The following is a 16,112-nucleotide window of genomic DNA, read 5'->3' on the forward strand; positions in this document are numbered from 1 at the left end:
TGTTTTAAATAGCATAATAGGCTCGAGCCAGAAGCTTATTGGCTGATTTTATTCTGATTTTTATTTAATAGCGTGGGCGATAGCCAGCGCGGTATTCAGTTTGCCCAGCACCTTTCCTGGTGAATGAGTAAAAAAAGCGCTTTTCAAGAATATTGGCATCCATTTCACCAAGCAGTTTCATATGGTGTTTATTGAGAAAAGTATCCAACTGCCCTTTTTCTATGCCAAAAAGCATGTGCTCACCGATATTTTTTAGCCCTTCAAACTAAAACAGCCTCATGCGTCTGCATAATTCTTGTCTATATATGATGTGAAATCTGTTAACTGGCTGGAGGCAATAGAAGAATGGTGTGCCAATGATGCCGATACAACAGCGGTATCATTGGCGGGAAAAACGAGGAGGATTTTTATTAATTGAAACGCGGCTTATCAACGTAACCAGTTAGTTTTTGCCAGTTCGACCACTTCATCACCTCGGCCATTAATAATAGCTCTGAGCATGTACAAGCTGAATCCTTTGGCTTGCTCAAACTTGATTTGTGGTGGCATCGAAAGTTCTTGCTTGGCGGTGACTACATCCACCAATACTGGCCCCGGATGCGCGAAAGCACTCTCCAGTGCGGTATTCAACTCAGAGGCTTTTTCTACTCGAATTCCTTTGATCCCGGCGGCATTGGCAATCGCAGCAAAGTCTGGGTTATGTAAGTCGGTGCCGTCAGTCAGATAACCCCCGGCCTTCATCTCCATGGCGACAAAGCCCAGCACGCTGTTATTAAATATCACAATTTTTACTGGCAATTTTAGCTGCGCCAGCGTGAGGAAATCCCCCATTAGCATGGTGAAACCGCCATCGCCACATAAGGCGATAACTTGCCTGTCCATATCAGTGGCTTGTGCGCCAATAGCTTGCGGCATGGCATTCGCCATCGAACCATGGTTAAACGAACCTAACAAACGCCGCTTACCGTTCATTGCCAGATATCGCGCAGCCCAGACGGTTGGCGTGCCAACATCGCAAGTAAAAATGGCATCATCAGTAGCATGGCGGCTAATTTGCTGCGCCAGATACTGGGGATGAATAGGTTGGCTGTCATTAGCGGTTGCCAGCCCGTCAAGATCTTTACGGGTGGTACGATAGTGTTCCAGCGCTTTATTCAAGAATGCCTTGTCACTTTTGGCTTCTAGCTGTGGTAACAGTGCACTAAGGGTGGTTTTGATGTCACCGACCAGCGCCATATTGACCGGGCAGTGAGCACCGATGCTGCCTGGATTGATATCAATTTGAATAATGTTCGCATTGGTTGGATAAAACGCGCGGTAGGGGAATTGTGTTCCTAATAGCACCAAGGTATCGGCGTTGATCATCGCATGATAGCCGGAGGCGAAACCAATCAGCCCGGTCATCCCCACGCTATAAGGATTATCCCACTCAATATATTCTTTTCCACGCAGGGCATGCACCACCGGAGCTTGAAGCATTTCAGCTAATTTTACGACTTCATCATGGGCATCGGCGCAACCACTGCCGCACATCAGCGTGATATTTTTTGCTTGGTTAAGGGTCTGCGCCAAAATATTCAACTCACTCATCAGTGGCTGAATTAACGGCAGTTTAGGGGTTTGCCACACGATGGCAGCATCTTCAGGCGCGGCTTGTAGCGCAACATCACCCGGCAACACAATCACTGAAACACCGCGGTTAAGAATGGCTTTGCGCATGGCAATTTCCAGCACGCGCGGCAACTGTTCTGGATTAGAGACCAATTCACAGTAGTGACTGCATTCACGGAACAGTTCTTGTGGGTGGGTTTCTTGGAAATAGCCGCTGCCAATTTCGCTGGAGGGAATATGCGCGGCGATGGCGAGCACCGGAACGTGGTTGCGATGGCAATCAAATAAACCATTAATCAGATGCAGGTTGCCTGGGCCACAGGAACCGGCACACACGGCTAACTGCCCGGTGAGCTGAGCTTCGGCTCCAGCGGCGAAAGCGGCAACTTCTTCATGGCGAGTCCCTAACCATTCGATAGTTCCCATACGGTGCAGGCTGTCACTCAGGCCGTTGAGTGAGTCCCCAGTTACACCCCAAATTCGCTTAACGCCAGCTTGCTCCAACGTTTTCGCGACCAGTGTTGCCACGGTTTGCTTCATAGTTGTTCCCTCAAGGATTAATGGCGAGTCATTATTCTATGAGGTCAAAGTATGGCGTGTTTAACAATAATTGCCCCATTAAAAGGTAGATATACACCAGTATGGGGCGGCTAAAGGTGGGTTTAGGCCAGTTGGATATCACCTTGCAACTGACAACTGCATGCCAGCACATAACCTTGGGCAATGTCTTCTGGTGTCAACGTCATGGTGCTGGTGGTGGTGTATTTACCCTGCACAATACGGGTCTTACATGAGCCACAGACTCCTGCACGACAAGCGGCCATGACTGGGACTTGGTGTTGTTCCAGAGCAAATAACAGTGAAGTACCGACTGGGACTTTCACTTGGCGCAGTGGGTGGCTGATAGTCATCGTCAATTGATTACTGGCATCAATAGCATTGTCGGCAGTGCGAAATTGCTCTTTCTGGAAATGATCCGTGGGCACCGACTGCTCGCGACAATACTGCTCGACCCAATTCATATAGGGTGCAGGCCCGCAGGTCATGACACGACGGCGGGCAATGTCCGGAGCCACTTGCTGCATCACCTGAGCATTAATTCGCCCAGCAATAAATCCGGCTGTTGCTTCAGACTCTGCCATCAGTGTCAGTTGTAATTGTTGTGGATAACGCTGCAATAATCTTTGCCACTCATCAGCAAAAATCACATCCGCCGGGGTGCGAACATTAAAAATGACGCGGATATCTGCTTGCGCGCGGCGGGCCAGCACATCACGGCACATCGATATTATTGGAGTAACACCGCAGCCAGCAGCCAGCATCAGGTAGTGATCATCAGCAGCGTGGGCGCAAGTAAATTCGCCTTGAGCATCAGATAACCACAGATAATCACCCTCGTTGACCTGTTGAGTCAGCCACCTTGAGCCTTCGCCATCGGCTAAGCGGCGCACCGTCAATTGGATAAAAGGGCTTAATCCGGGAGTGGAGGAGATCGTATAAGCTCGTAGGGTTTCATCACTGTTACGAATACTGACTAAAGCATATTGCCCCGGTAAGTAGGGGTAAAAATCGTGATTAATTAAGCGCAGGCTCCAGACATCAGGGGTTTCTTGCACGATTGAGTGGACTTGCATGCGGTTAGGGCAGAGGGAGGTTGGGCAGTCACTGGGAATAAAATCGGTCATCGGGGCCTCACAACGAATCAGATAATTAGCAAAAAAGCAGTCAGAAATCATGAATAAAAGCCCGGTCAGAGGCGAAAAATGCATTAACCGGGCTGGCTGTTATCGGCTTAGTTACCCAAAATCGCGTTCATATCTTGCTCTACGGTCGTAATGGGCCGCATGCCAAATTTCTCATAGAGAATGGCCATCAGGTTGTCAGTCAGGAACCCCGGAGCTGTCGGGCCGGTATAAATATTTTTTACACCTAATGACAGTAAGGTCAGCAAAATAACAATGGCTTTTTGTTCAAACCAAGACAGCACCAGACTCAGTGGCAGGTCATTGACGGTACAGCCTAACTTTTCTGATAACTTAACCGCCAACATAATGGCTGAATAGGCATCATTGCATTGGCCGACATCCAGTAAACGCGGTAAGCCTTCCAGAGTGCCAAAATCCAATTTATTGAAACGATATTTACCACAAGCCAGTGTCATGATGATGCAATCTTGCGGTACACTGCGAGCAAAGTCGGTGAAATAGCTGCGTTCTGTACGGCTTCCATCACAGCCACCCACCAGGAAAACATGGCGCAGTTTTTTGCTGGCGACTAAATCAATGACAGTGTCTGCGGCATTCAGTAAGGTCTGGCGACCAAAACCGACTGTAATCAGATGTTCCAGTTCATTGTAGGGGAAACCGGCCATGCCCTGTGCTTGCTCAATAACCCGTGCAAAGTCGTCGCCTTCCAGATGATTGACACCCGGCCAGCCAACAATACTGCGCGTCCAGATGCGGTCGCCGTAATTGCCTACATTCGGGTCAATAATACAGTTGGATGTCATCAATATAGGGCCGGGGAATTTGGCAAATTCTGTCTGCTGATTCTGCCAACCACTGCCGTAGTTCCCAACTAAATGTGGGTAACGTTTTAACTCTGGGTAGCCGTGGGCGGGCAGCATTTCGCCGTGGGTATAAATATTCACGCCGGTACCCTGAGTCTGTTCCAGCAGCATCTGTAAGTCTTTGAGATCATGGCCGGAGATCAGTATGGCTTTACCGGCGACAGGGCGCACGTTAACCGACGTTGGCTGTGGATCGCCGTAAGCCTGGGTTTCACCACGGTCTAAAATAGCCATGACATTGAAGTTCATTTTGCCAATGCCCATGGCATTATTGAGCAACGTATCGACATCACGTGGTTGCGTGCCCAACCACGCCATGTAGGCATGATATTCGGCATAAATCTGCTCATCAAACTGGCCTAATACATGGGCGTGTTCCATATAGGCCGCCGCCCCCTTTAGGCCATACAAACACAGCATCCGCAAACCATGAATATCGTCACCGACCTCAGCTTTGTCGCTATTTAATGCGAATTGCTGCGATTGTTGTTGCAAGATAGAGATGTCGTCTGACTGCAGTTGTAGTTCGGCCAGCGGATGGTCGACAGTAATAGTGTTGTCAATCAGACGGCAGCGAATAGCCAGTGAATGGCGTAGCTGGATGGCTTCTTTGGCATAGCCGACAATGCGGTCTGAATCAAAATTTACATTGGTTAAGGTTGAGAAAAAGGCTCTGGGTGCAAAGCTATCAATCTGATGATCGACAATGCCAAGTTCGCGGGCGGTCAATGCCCAAGCCGAAAGCCCTTGTAATACCGCAACCAATAAGTCTTGTAAATCAGAGGTCTCGGCGGTTTTTCCACACATTCCTTGCGCGTAAGAGCAACCGTTACCCGCAGGTGTTCGGATGGTTTGTTCACATTGCACACAGAACATAATTATTTTTCCTTTTTAAAGTTGCATTTGTAATGCGTGTTTAAAAGCATAGAGGTGCCACGGGAGTTTAAAAAGGCTTTTTTAATGCAACTTTAACTTGTTTTGATTTAGCGCAACTTTTGCTGCGAATGAGAATTTATTCAGTATTAGGCAGGGGTATTGCGCAGTAAACCGAGAGACTTACTGCGCAATAGAAACGCTATGAGGAGAAAAAAGCAATCAAGATCGGTGCCAGCAAGCTTAGTAAAAAGCCGTGCACGATAGCCGCTGGAACCATTTCCAGCCCGCCACTGCGCTGTAATACTGGTAAGGTGAAGTCCATAGAGGTGGCACCGCATAAGCCCAATGCAGTAGAACGGCTACTGCGCACCAGTGTGGGGATCAGCATAATCGCCACCAGTTCGCGGGCCAGATCATTGAAAAATGCGGCACTTCCAATTACTGGGCCGAATGTATCGGTCAATAAAATGCCTGATAGAGAATACCAGCCAAAACCGGAAGCCATCGCTAACCCCGTTTTAACCGGCAATCCAATCAATACTGCGGCAATAGCGCCACCTGCCAATGCACTGATCGCCACCACAAATGCCACTATGGTGCCACGGCGATTTAACACAATTTGGCGCAGTGTCATGCCACTGTTACGTAATTGAATACCCACTAAAAACAGCAAGAAGATCAGCGCCAGTTCGCTGCCTTTCGCCGCAAATTGTAGCCACTCCCATTGGGTCAACCCCAGCAGAAAACCGACAATCACTACGCCGCACAGTTTTAGTGATTCCAATGCCATATGCAGGCGCGATGGCAGCGCTTCTTGGCGATGTGTATTTTTCCATGGAGTTTTGCGTTCGAGTAAAAACAATGCCAGTAAATTGGCGCAAAAAATACACAGAAAAAAGATGCCGGTATATTGAAATATAAGCAACAGGTTAGCACTGAGGTTTTCGAGAAATGCCAGGCTGATACCCATAAAAAATAAAATAACGTAGACCATCCAGCTTAATAAGCGGTTGATCAATTGAATTAATGGTTTGCGGCTAAGTGGGATTAGATAACCAATAATTAACGGCAAAAGAATGATCAGCAATCCTGAGTACACGAGTTATACCGTCCTATACCTTTCTTCATTGACCTTACAGTTGTGCTAGCGGCCTGTACGCGTCTGCTATGTATACTCATCGGGTTTATGAGCTTTATTAGAGGCGCCAGCGCAATTGCTGTTCAAATCGGTTTACAACCAATTTGTCATTCGTTTGCGGCCTTGCTGTAATGCCAATGACTTTGGGTATTATAAGTAGATGAATAATGGGCTGTGGCGCAATAAACTATCTAAAATCAGGGAGAGAGTAAAGAGCGCCAACTGCCGTGGTACTTGAGCTATAAGGTTTTTTGCTTCAGATAATCAGGTAATAGATTAAGCCTGGAATCTGATAGTATCACTACGAATACATTCGCACCGGAGGCGTAGCATGTATCTTGAACGTGTCGATATTGTCGGTTTTCGCGGTATTAATCGCATTTCATTGAATCTTGATGATAATACAGTGCTTATCGGTGAGAATGCTTGGGGTAAATCCAGCTTATTAGATGCCCTCACGTTACTTTTATCCCCTGAACCTCAACTTTACCATTTCACCTCGCAGGATTTTTATCACCCTGCAGGAGATGAAAGTGCGAAAGAACGCCACTTACAGATTATTTTCACATTTTGCGAAAAAGACATTGGTCATTGGCGTGCCCCCCGTTACCGCCAATTAGCGCCGCTGTGGATAAAAAATGACGATGGTTTACATCGTATTTATTATCGGATTGAAGGTGAGCTAGCTGACGATGATACCGTGTGTACTTGGCGCAGTTTCCTCGATTTAGAAGGGCTGCCACTGGCATTGCACGATATTGAAAAACTGGCGCGTGGTGTTATTCGTATTCATCCGGTGTTACGGTTGCGGGATGCACGCTTTATACGTCGGCTACGCACTACCACCGCAGAGAATAACCTCCAACCCGATAAAATGGTTCTGAACCAGCAACTGAATCAATTAAGCCGAGAGTTGGTACGTAATCCGCAGAAATTAACTAATTCCGAACTGCGCCAAGGGTTGGAAGCGATGCGCCAACTGCTGGAGCACTACTTTGCAGAATTTGGATCACAATCAGCCAACTTGCGTAACCACCACTATCGGCCACAACCGGAACGCGAGGCATGGCTTGCTCTCGATAGCATCAACCGTATGGTGGCAGAACCCAATAGCCGCAGCATGCGACTCATTATTCTGGGAATGTTTTCAACATTACTGCAAGCCAAAGGGCCACTAAGTCTTGATCCACATGCTCGCCCACTGCTGTTGGTCGAGGACCCGGAAACCCGTTTGCATCCCATTATGCTGTCTGTTGCCTGGGGACTGCTTAGCCAGCTTCCCCTTCAGCGCATTACCACCACCAACTCCGGCGAGTTAGTGTCGTTAGTGCCAATTGAGAGTATTTGTCGGTTGGTACGTGAGTCTTCTAAAGTTGCGACTTACCGCATTGGGCCGCGCGGTATGAGTTCTGAAGACAGCCGTCGTATCGCATTTCATATTCGTTTCAATCGGCCCTCGGCATTGTTCGCCCGCTGCTGGCTGTTAGTTGAAGGGGAAACCGAAATCTGGTTACTTAACGAACTGGCGCGCCAGTGTGGCTATCACTTTGAAGCTGAAGGAGTAAAAGTGATTGAGTTTGCTCAGAGTGGCCTACGGCCGTTACTGAAATTTGCCAACAGGATGGGGATACAGTGGCATGTTCTGACTGACGGTGATGAGGCGGGTAAGAAGTATGCAGCGACAGTACGTAATATGGCGGTTGACGGGCGAGATCACGAACGCGATCGTTTGACTATCTTACCCGCGCCAGATATGGAGCACTTTTTGTATCGTGAGGGTTTTGACGAGGTGTATCACCGAATCTCGGCTATTCCAGCTAATGCGAAAACGCAGCCGCGCCGGGTGATTGAAAAAGCCATTCATCGCACATCAAAACCGGATTTAGCTATTGAGATTACCAATCAGGCCAGAGATTGGGGGGTAGAGTCGGTCCCCCCATTATTGAAAAAAATGTTTTCTCGAGTCGTGTGGCTGGCGAGAGGGCGGGCTGATTAACGTCATATATATTAAATGGTTAATGCTATAAATTGCGGGTGAAATGCGTGCTCAAGCCGTTTTCGAGTTGCTCAAGTAATTGATAACGACGGCGATATTCGGCACGTTTTTTACTGGCAATATCTTCAATCGATTTGCGTGCAATCTTGGCCGGTAAACGGAAATGGCCTTCTGCGCACGGCACCCCACCTAGAGATATCCAGAAGTTGTCATAATCTGCGTGTAATTTATCTTTTTTCTTCGCTCGGTAACGCCAGTTTTGATAAATATGTGTGGCATTCCCTACGGCAATAATGTGTGTGATTCCCATAAGTTCCGCGAGGCAGCAAGTGGCTTCCAAAACCAGGCGTTTAGGAAATAACCCATGACAAGCTTTGGTACTGGCATGAATTTCGTGATGCGGTGTTTCATTATCTGCACCTTGTAAGCCACCAATAAACAAGGTTTTTTGGTTTTGATAATAAAATAGGCTAAAGGTCAGCTGTGCCAGTGTTTGTTGTTGCTCATTAGCCAACATCAGCGTAATTTCGCCCTCTTTATTGAATTTTGCAAGGCTACCCAAATAAAGAGAATACTGTTCATCATTTTTACCGATTAACTCAGTCAGTTTGTAAGGTGAATGATGTAAAATATTGTGGTGCAGTGATTCAGGGATACATTGGTTGGTCAGCTTGAAGTGATCCTGTAATACCCTCAGTTTTTGGCGATTATTGAGCGTGTTCGTCAGATAGGGGCGATGCAATTTACAGGGTAAATCAGGTTGAGCGCGAAGTATGTTGTTAAGCAGCGGCTGTTTCACCAGCACGCCGAGCAAGTTAAAGGTCAGCTTTGGGCAAATTAAGGCCCTGGCAATAAATTTAAGCCGAAACTGTAATTCTTTCCATGAACCGCCGAGTGCTTGATGACCTTTGAATAGTAATGTAATTAACCCCCAACGGTTAATATCATTAGGGATTAATACGGTATTCTTTATGTTTTGCATTATTAAATCCGTCATATCAATGTATTTCCGGCGCTATTGAAACAAATGGGAACTAAACAGAGCCTCAATGCATCTTAGATTCCCCCTGTTGCCAGATAGGCATTGATATTTGGTTTAGCTAAATGAGAATTTCTGATGCTATTTTCAACGGGTTGGTCATTAACAATTAAGGAAGGTAATTGCTTTGATGCAGTTAAGTAGAAGTCAGCGCCGATGGTTTATCGCAATTGCAGTGTTAGTTATCGGTGGCTTTTTCATTATTCGACACCTGATGGCACCCGCACCGGTGCAATTTCAAACTGTGAAAGTGGCCCATCGTGACCTGCAACAAAATGTACTGGCAACCGGTAAACTCGATGCTGTTCGCAAAGTTGATGTGGGCGCTCAGGTGAGTGGTCAGTTGGAAAAACTGTATGTGGAAATTGGCGACCAAGTTAAGCAAGGGCAACTGCTGGCGATGATTGATCCGCAACAGGCGCAGAACCAAATTAAAGAAGTCGAGGCGACATTGCAGGATCTGAATGCCCAGTTGGTGCAGGCAAAAGCTGAGCAACAACTGGCGGAAGTGACTCTGCGTCGTCAGCAAGAACTGGCGAAATTGCAGGCCGTTTCACGTCAGGACTTGGATCAAGCCAGTACCACGCTGGCGGTGAAAAAAGCGCAGGTTGAGACTATTAATGCGCAAATCAATAAAACCAAAGCTAGCCTGGATACGGCCAATATTAATCTGGATTACACCAAGATTTCGGCACCCATGGATGGCGATGTGGTGCAAATTACCACCTTGCAAGGCCAGACCGTGATCGCCGCGCAGCAAGCACCGAATATTCTGACGCTGGCGGATATGAGCACCATGCTGGTTAACGCACAGGTTTCAGAAGCCGACGTTATTCATCTTAAACCGGGCATGAAAGCCTCATTTACGGTGTTGGGTGACCCCGGCAAGCACTTTGATGGCGTATTAAAAGATATCCAACCCACCCCTGAAAAAGTGAATGATGCGATTTTCTATTCGGCGCGTTTTGAAGTGCCGAACCCGGATCGGCTATTGCGGCTACAAATGACGGCGCAAGTGTCAATCCAGCTAGCGAATGTTCCGCAGGCGATGGTTATCCCATTATCGGCATTAGGCGATGAACTGGGGATTAATCGTTACCAGGTTGCGGTACTGAAAGAGGGTAAAGAAGAGAAACGCGAAGTGACAATTGGCATTCGCAATAACGTTGATGTGCAGGTGCTATCGGGTTTAAATGTGGGTGAGGAAGTCATCGTAAGCCGCGGTGGCGCGGAGGAAGCATAATGGCGGCATTGCTTGAATTAAATGGCATCCGTCGTAGCTATCAGTCCGGCGAAGAAATCGTTGATGTACTGCAGGATGTCTCACTCACGATCAATGCCGGTGAACTGGTGGCAATTATTGGTGCTTCCGGCTCAGGTAAATCTACGCTAATGAACATTCTTGGCTGTCTGGATAAGCCGAGTGCCGGTGTTTACCGCGTCGCAGGTCAAGATGTTGCCGCATTAGATAACGATGCACTGGCAGCACTGCGGCGTGAACATTTCGGCTTTATTTTCCAGCGCTATCACCTGTTGCCTCATCTTAGCGCGGCCCACAATGTGGAAGTTCCGGCGGTTTATGCCGGTGTGGGTAAAAATGAACGCCGTGAGCGGGCGAACATGTTATTAACCCGGCTAGGGCTGGGTGACCGTGTCAGTTATCAACCTAATCAACTCTCTGGTGGGCAACAGCAGCGCGTCAGTATTGCTCGTGCTTTAATGAATGGCGGGCAGGTGATTCTTGCCGATGAACCCACTGGCGCACTGGATAGCCATTCCAGTGTCGAAGTGATGGCCATCTTGAAACAGCTACAACAGCAGGGACACACGGTCATTATCGTGACTCATGATCCGACTGTCGCGTCTCAGGCCGAGCGAATCATTGAGATTAAAGATGGCCGCATAATGGCCGATTCTGGGTCAAAAACAGTAGCAACCGCCGCAGCTTCAGAGGCCATTAGTCTGACGCCACCGGCACCGTCATGGCAGCAGTTAACTGGCCGTTTCCGTGAGGCACTATTGATGGCTTGGCGTGCTATGTCGGCCAATAAAATGCGTACCGCGCTGACCATGTTGGGCATCATTATTGGTATTGCTTCGGTGGTCTCGATATTGGTGGTTGGGGACGCCGCCAAACAGCTGGTGCTGGCGGATATTCGAGCCATTGGTACCAATACCATTGACGTTTATCCAGGCAAAGATTTTGGCGATGATGATCCCAGTACTCGGCAAGCATTGGTTCATGACGACATGACGGCACTGAGAGCGCAGTCTTATGTCAGTGCCGTATCCCCGACAATCGCCGGCAGTATGCGGCTGCGCTATGGCAATATTGATGTGGCTGCCAGTGTGTCTGGGGTGAGTGAGCAGTATTTTCGGGTATATGGCATGAAACTCGAACAAGGAACTTCGATTACCAGTGAACAGGTTGAGCGTCAGTCACAAGTGGTGGTTATTGACCGTAATACTCAGCGCCGCCTGTTTCCTCACCTCAAAGAGGTTGTTGGGGAGGTGATATTGATTGGCAATATGCCCGCAACGATTGTGGGTGTGGTTGAGGAAAAGCAATCCATGTTCGGTAGCAGCAAAGCGCTGCGGGTATGGGTTCCTTACAGCACTATGGCGAGCCGGCTGATGGGGCGCTCCTATTTTGACTCAATCACTATCCGCATCAAAGAGGGCTATAGCAGTAAAGAGGCTGAACAGCAGTTGGTCAGGTTATTGACCATGCGTCATGGCAAGAAAGACATATTCACATACAACATGGATAGCTTGCTGCAAACGGCAGAAAAAACCACTCGAACCATGCAATTGTTCCTGACATTGGTGGCGGTAATTTCGCTGGTGGTCGGTGGAATTGGCGTGATGAATATTATGCTGGTGTCAGTGACCGAACGTACGCGAGAGATCGGTATCCGTATGGCCGTGGGCGCGCGCTCCAGTGATGTTATGCAGCAATTCTTAATTGAGGCAATACTGGTTTGTCTGGTGGGTGGGGCGCTCGGTATCTCGCTATCCTTTGCTATTGGCTTGATTGTGGAAATGTTTTTACCTAACTGGCAAATTGCTTTCCCACCAATGGCTCTATTCAGCGCGTTCCTGTGCTCAACCGTGATAGGGGTGGTGTTTGGCTATCTACCCGCCCGCAGTGCTGCCAGGCTAAACCCTATTGATGCCTTAGCGCGTGAATAATTGACACTGAGCTGAGGGTTGATATTGACGATTCTGGCCGCATAATAGAAGTATGACAAAGAAAAATGCCAGTCATCACTGGCTGGCATTTTGAACAGATGTTTTGAATAGTAACCGATGTAGGACTGCAACAAACCGCCTTGGGAATACCTTTGGCACCAGAATTTTTTCGGTGATGGTATGCCCGAGATAAGCAGGCAGAGAAGTGCGTGGTGTCAGGCCAATGCAGCGAGTTCCTGCGGTACGGCTTCTTGCAATATCACATCTAACTCTAGTGGAACAATTAGGCTGGCATGATTCCCCTTTGGCCCCTGATGGACATCAAAGTTAACCATTTGACCCGCTTTTAACGTTCGGTAGCCATCCATCTGGATAGTTGAATAGTGAGCGAAGATATCTTCGCCGCCGCCCTCAGGGCAAATAAAGCCAAAACCTTTGGCATTGTTGAACCATTTAACAGTACCCGTCTCCATACTTCTACGTTCCTCGCAAGGCTATTCTAGTTCGAGATGAGGTAATCACTGGTTAAAGTGAGCGCGAATTGGTTAAAACTCCAACAGCTCACGAAAATACACTCTAGTGGAAATGGCCTTAACGTCAAGGGGACGGCTTTTGTCAGAGCGGGGCAGTTCTTCAAAGTTTGATGTAGCTAACGCTATTGTATTTATTTGGGTACAATTTAATCGTTCTTAATGTCAATAACCTTACTTTTTTCTCGAGCAGCGCTATGACATAAGTGATGATAAAATAATAATAGATATCTGCATGAAATGGTCTTATAACCGGAGTGAGATGTTGCTCCTGTGTGGTTCAGTAAAACGATGGGCAGGCAATGGGCAAGAACAACGACTGGCTGAATTTTGAACATTTAGTCAAAGATAAACAAATCGAGGCGCTCAAACCGCCGTCTATGTATAAAGTTATACTTAACAACGACGATTACACACCGATGGAATTTGTGATTGACGTTCTGCAAAAGTTCTTTTCTTATGATATTGAACGTGCAACACAACTGATGCTCAATGTGCATTATCAAGGAAAGGCGATTTGTGGTGTTTTTACTGCCGAAGTCGCAGAGACCAAAGTCGCACATGTAAATCAATACGCCAGGGAGAACGAGCATCCGTTGCTTTGTACGCTGGAAAAAGCCTGATTAAGGCAATTATTGGGAGGTGCCTATGCTCAATCAAGAACTTGAACTCAGTCTCAATATGGCTTTCGCCAGAGCGCGTGAGCACAGACACGAGTTTATGACCGTGGAGCACCTATTGCTGGCATTGCTAAGCAATCCAGCCGCGCGGGAAGCGCTGGAAGCGTGTACGGTTGATCTGGTGGCATTACGCCAGGAACTGGAAGCGTTTATCGAACAAACCACACCAACATTACCTGCGAGTGAAGAAGAGCGCGACACTCAGCCGACGCTCAGTTTCCAGCGCGTGTTACAGCGTGCAGTCTTCCACGTCCAGTCATCAGGGCGCAATGAAGTTTCTGGTGCCAACGTGTTGGTCGCCATCTTCAGTGAACAAGAATCTCAGGCGGCCTATCTGTTGCGTAAGCATGATGTCAGCCGTCTGGATGTAGTGAACTTTATTTCCCACGGCGCCCGTAAGGACGAACCGGGTCAGGCACCGAATGCAGAAAATCCGGTGAATGAAGAACAGGCAGGAGGGGAAGACCGTATGGAAAACTTCACCACCAATCTGAATCAACTGGCCCGCGTTGGCGGCATCGACCCACTTATTGGTCGCGAGAAAGAGCTGGAACGAACCATTCAGGTATTGTGCCGTCGCCGTAAAAATAACCCGCTGCTGGTGGGGGAATCCGGTGTAGGCAAAACAGCTATCGCGGAAGGCTTGGCCTGGCGGATCGTGCAGGGTGACGTCCCTGAGGTGATGTCAGAATGCACATTATATTCATTGGATATAGGTTCACTGCTGGCCGGTACCAAATATCGTGGCGATTTTGAAAAACGTTTCAAGGCGCTGCTGAAACAGTTGGAAAACGACAAAGACAGTATTTTGTTTATCGATGAGATTCACACCATCATCGGAGCAGGGGCCGCGTCTGGTGGGCAGGTCGATGCCGCTAACTTAATTAAACCATTGTTATCCAGTGGTAAGATTCGGGTTATTGGCTCCACGACTTACCAAGAGTTCAGCAATATCTTCGAAAAAGATCGTGCTCTGGCACGACGCTTCCAGAAAATTGATATTACTGAGCCAACACCAGAAGAGACTGTGCAGATTATCAACGGCTTGAAACCGAAATATGAAGCGCATCATGACGTACGTTATACCGCGAAAGCGATACGTGCGGCGGTGGAGTTGTCGGTTAAGTATATCAATGATCGCCATTTGCCAGATAAAGCCATTGATGTGATTGATGAGGCTGGTGCACGTAGTCGTTTGATGCCAGTGAACAAACGTAAAAAAACAGTCAATGTATCGGATATTGAATCCGTAGTTGCCCGTATTGCCCGTATTCCGGAAAAAACAGTATCAGCCAGTGACCGTGATGTGCTGAAAAACTTGAGCGACCGCCTGAATATGCTGGTGTTCGGTCAGGATAAGGCCATCGAGGCACTGTCTGAGGCGATCAAAATGAGCCGTGCAGGCTTGGGCCATGAGCATAAACCGGTTGGATCCTTCCTGTTTGCTGGCCCCACAGGGGTCGGTAAGACAGAAGTGACCGTGCAATTGGCCAAAGCGCTGGATATCGAACTGCTGCGCTTTGATATGTCGGAATATATGGAGCGCCACACGGTTAGCCGACTGATTGGTGCACCTCCGGGCTATGTTGGTTACGACCAAGGCGGCCTGCTGACCGATGCGGTTATCAAGCATCCGCATGCCGTTTTGCTGCTGGATGAAATTGAGAAAGCTCACCCGGATGTGTTTAACCTGTTATTGCAGGTGATGGATAATGGGACTCTGACGGATAATAATGGGCGTAAAGCTGATTTCCGTAACGTCATTTTGGTGATGACCACCAATGCCGGTGTCCGGGAAACCCAGCGTACCTCTATTGGCTTTAAACAGCAGGACAACAGCACTGACGCGTTGGAAGAGATCAAAAAAGTGTTTACACCGGAGTTCCGTAACCGGTTGGATAACATCATTTGGTTCAACCACTTGTCACCTGCGGTTATCCAGCAAGTGGTCGATAAGTTTATCGTGGAGTTGCAGGCGCAATTAGATGCTAAAGGCGTGTCACTGGAGGTCAGTGAGGAAGCACGTAATTGGTTGTCTGATAAAGGCTATGACAAGGCGATGGGGGCGCGACCAATGGCGCGGGTGATTCAGGAAAATCTGAAGAAACCACTGGCTAACGAGCTGCTGTTCGGCTCTCTGGTTGATGGTGGCTCAGTCACTGTTGGGCTGGATAAAGAAAAACAACAACTGGCTTATGAGTTTCAGAGTGCGCAAAAACGCAAAACTGAAGGTGCGGTCCACTAAGTCAGTGAGCAGCTAATACTGCGATAGTTTGATATTAAGAAAAATAAAGGGCGATAAGCTAATTTAGCTATCGCCCTTTTTATTTTTTTGCACATTTTACTTTTGTTTGTTCGATAAACAATTGGTGCGACGAGCTAATTACACTCAATCGACAAAGATTAAATCGACAAATAAAAGAAAACGCAAAACGCCCTTACCATGAATAGGAAGGGCGCCGGAGGGGACTACATCCTCAG

12 protein-coding genes are annotated in these 16,112 nt (G+C 47.9%); 5 read left to right on the forward strand and 7 right to left on the reverse strand.

Annotation, left to right across the window (positions count from 1 at the left end):
- Nucleotides 1-64: 64 nt before the first annotated feature.
- From DJ58_RS23360 to DJ58_RS15490, 5 genes are all read right to left on the reverse strand, one after another.
- Nucleotides 65-235 (reverse strand): hypothetical protein, encoded by a 171-nt coding sequence (locus DJ58_RS23360; protein WP_004710722.1) that lies wholly within the window; start codon nucleotides 233-235, stop codon nucleotides 65-67.
- Between the two features lie 194 nt (nucleotides 236-429).
- Nucleotides 430-2,151, reverse strand: a complete 1,722-nt coding sequence (gene poxB, locus DJ58_RS15505; protein ID WP_004710721.1) for a ubiquinone-dependent pyruvate dehydrogenase — start codon at nucleotides 2,149-2,151, stop codon at nucleotides 430-432.
- A gap of 122 nt (nucleotides 2,152-2,273) precedes the next feature.
- Nucleotides 2,274-3,296, reverse strand: coding sequence for an NADH oxidoreductase (gene hcr / locus DJ58_RS15500; RefSeq protein WP_032911528.1), 1,023 nt, complete (start codon nucleotides 3,294-3,296; stop codon nucleotides 2,274-2,276).
- Between the two features lie 107 nt (nucleotides 3,297-3,403).
- Nucleotides 3,404-5,056: a hydroxylamine reductase gene (gene hcp / locus DJ58_RS15495; protein WP_004710719.1), complete on the reverse strand. Its 1,653-nt coding sequence runs from the start codon at nucleotides 5,054-5,056 to the stop codon at nucleotides 3,404-3,406.
- A 199-nt stretch (nucleotides 5,057-5,255) separates the two neighbouring features.
- Entirely contained in the window at nucleotides 5,256-6,155 is a 900-nt protein-coding gene (locus DJ58_RS15490; protein ID WP_004710718.1) for a LysO family transporter, read from the reverse strand.
- Between the two features lie 370 nt (nucleotides 6,156-6,525).
- Between DJ58_RS15490 and DJ58_RS15485 the strand changes: the two genes are divergently transcribed.
- On the forward strand, nucleotides 6,526-8,190 hold the full coding sequence (locus tag DJ58_RS15485; RefSeq protein WP_004710717.1) for an ATP-dependent endonuclease: 1,665 nt from the start codon (nucleotides 6,526-6,528) through the stop codon (nucleotides 8,188-8,190).
- Between the two features lie 25 nt (nucleotides 8,191-8,215).
- On the opposite strand, the gene DJ58_RS15480 is transcribed toward DJ58_RS15485, so the two are convergent.
- Nucleotides 8,216-9,172, reverse strand: a complete 957-nt coding sequence (locus DJ58_RS15480) for a VirK/YbjX family protein (RefSeq protein ID WP_032911499.1) — start codon at nucleotides 9,170-9,172, stop codon at nucleotides 8,216-8,218.
- A gap of 187 nt (nucleotides 9,173-9,359) precedes the next feature.
- Between DJ58_RS15480 and macA the strand changes: the two genes are divergently transcribed.
- Both macA and macB read left to right on the forward strand, forming a co-directional pair.
- Entirely contained in the window at nucleotides 9,360-10,472 is a 1,113-nt protein-coding gene (gene macA, locus DJ58_RS15475; RefSeq protein WP_032911498.1) for a macrolide transporter subunit MacA, read from the forward strand.
- Entirely contained in the window at nucleotides 10,472-12,421 is a 1,950-nt protein-coding gene (gene macB / locus DJ58_RS15470) for a macrolide ABC transporter ATP-binding protein/permease MacB (RefSeq protein ID WP_004710702.1), read from the forward strand. Before macA ends, macB begins: the two co-directional genes overlap by 1 nt.
- Nucleotides 12,422-12,636: 215 nt before the next feature.
- Here macB and cspD read toward each other — a convergent pair whose 3' ends face one another.
- Nucleotides 12,637-12,894 (reverse strand): cold shock-like protein CspD, encoded by a 258-nt coding sequence (gene cspD / locus DJ58_RS15465; RefSeq protein WP_004710700.1) that lies wholly within the window; start codon nucleotides 12,892-12,894, stop codon nucleotides 12,637-12,639.
- A 359-nt stretch (nucleotides 12,895-13,253) separates the two neighbouring features.
- Between cspD and clpS the strand changes: the two genes are divergently transcribed.
- Nucleotides 13,254-13,574 (forward strand): ATP-dependent Clp protease adapter ClpS, encoded by a 321-nt coding sequence (gene clpS / locus DJ58_RS15460; RefSeq protein ID WP_004389612.1) that lies wholly within the window; start codon nucleotides 13,254-13,256, stop codon nucleotides 13,572-13,574.
- 25 nt (nucleotides 13,575-13,599) lie between these two features.
- The gene (gene clpA / locus DJ58_RS15455; protein WP_004710698.1) at nucleotides 13,600-15,876 is read left to right on the forward strand and encodes an ATP-dependent Clp protease ATP-binding subunit ClpA; all 2,277 of its coding nucleotides are present in this window, start codon (nucleotides 13,600-13,602) and stop codon (nucleotides 15,874-15,876) included.
- The last annotated feature ends 236 nt before the right edge of the window (nucleotides 15,877-16,112 follow it).

Origin of the sequence: Yersinia frederiksenii ATCC 33641, from assembly GCF_000754805.1 — a bacterium.
GTDB classification, from domain to species: domain Bacteria; phylum Pseudomonadota; class Gammaproteobacteria; order Enterobacterales; family Enterobacteriaceae; genus Yersinia; species Yersinia frederiksenii.

What these genes read in the sequence shown, in the direction of transcription:
- DJ58_RS15485 (WP_004710717.1), top strand. Translation starts at nt 6,526, where the DNA reads ATGTATCTTGAACGTGTCGATATTGTCGGTTTTCGCGGTATTAATCGC.
- macA (WP_032911498.1), top strand. Translation starts at nt 9,360, where the DNA reads ATGCAGTTAAGTAGAAGTCAGCGCCGATGGTTTATCGCAATTGCAGTG.
- poxB (WP_004710721.1), bottom strand. Translation starts at nt 2,151, where the DNA reads ATGAAGCAAACCGTGGCAACACTGGTCGCGAAAACGTTGGAGCAAGCT.
- clpA (WP_004710698.1), top strand. Translation starts at nt 13,600, where the DNA reads ATGCTCAATCAAGAACTTGAACTCAGTCTCAATATGGCTTTCGCCAGA.
- hcr (WP_032911528.1), bottom strand. Translation starts at nt 3,296, where the DNA reads ATGACCGATTTTATTCCCAGTGACTGCCCAACCTCCCTCTGCCCTAAC.
- DJ58_RS15480 (WP_032911499.1), bottom strand. Translation starts at nt 9,172, where the DNA reads ATGCAAAACATAAAGAATACCGTATTAATCCCTAATGATATTAACCGT.
- DJ58_RS23360 (WP_004710722.1), bottom strand. Translation starts at nt 235, where the DNA reads ATGCTTTTTGGCATAGAAAAAGGGCAGTTGGATACTTTTCTCAATAAA.
- hcp (WP_004710719.1), bottom strand. Translation starts at nt 5,056, where the DNA reads ATGTTCTGTGTGCAATGTGAACAAACCATCCGAACACCTGCGGGTAAC.
- cspD (WP_004710700.1), bottom strand. Translation starts at nt 12,894, where the DNA reads ATGGAGACGGGTACTGTTAAATGGTTCAACAATGCCAAAGGTTTTGGC.
- macB (WP_004710702.1), top strand. Translation starts at nt 10,472, where the DNA reads ATGGCGGCATTGCTTGAATTAAATGGCATCCGTCGTAGCTATCAGTCC.
- clpS (WP_004389612.1), top strand. Translation starts at nt 13,254, where the DNA reads ATGGGCAAGAACAACGACTGGCTGAATTTTGAACATTTAGTCAAAGAT.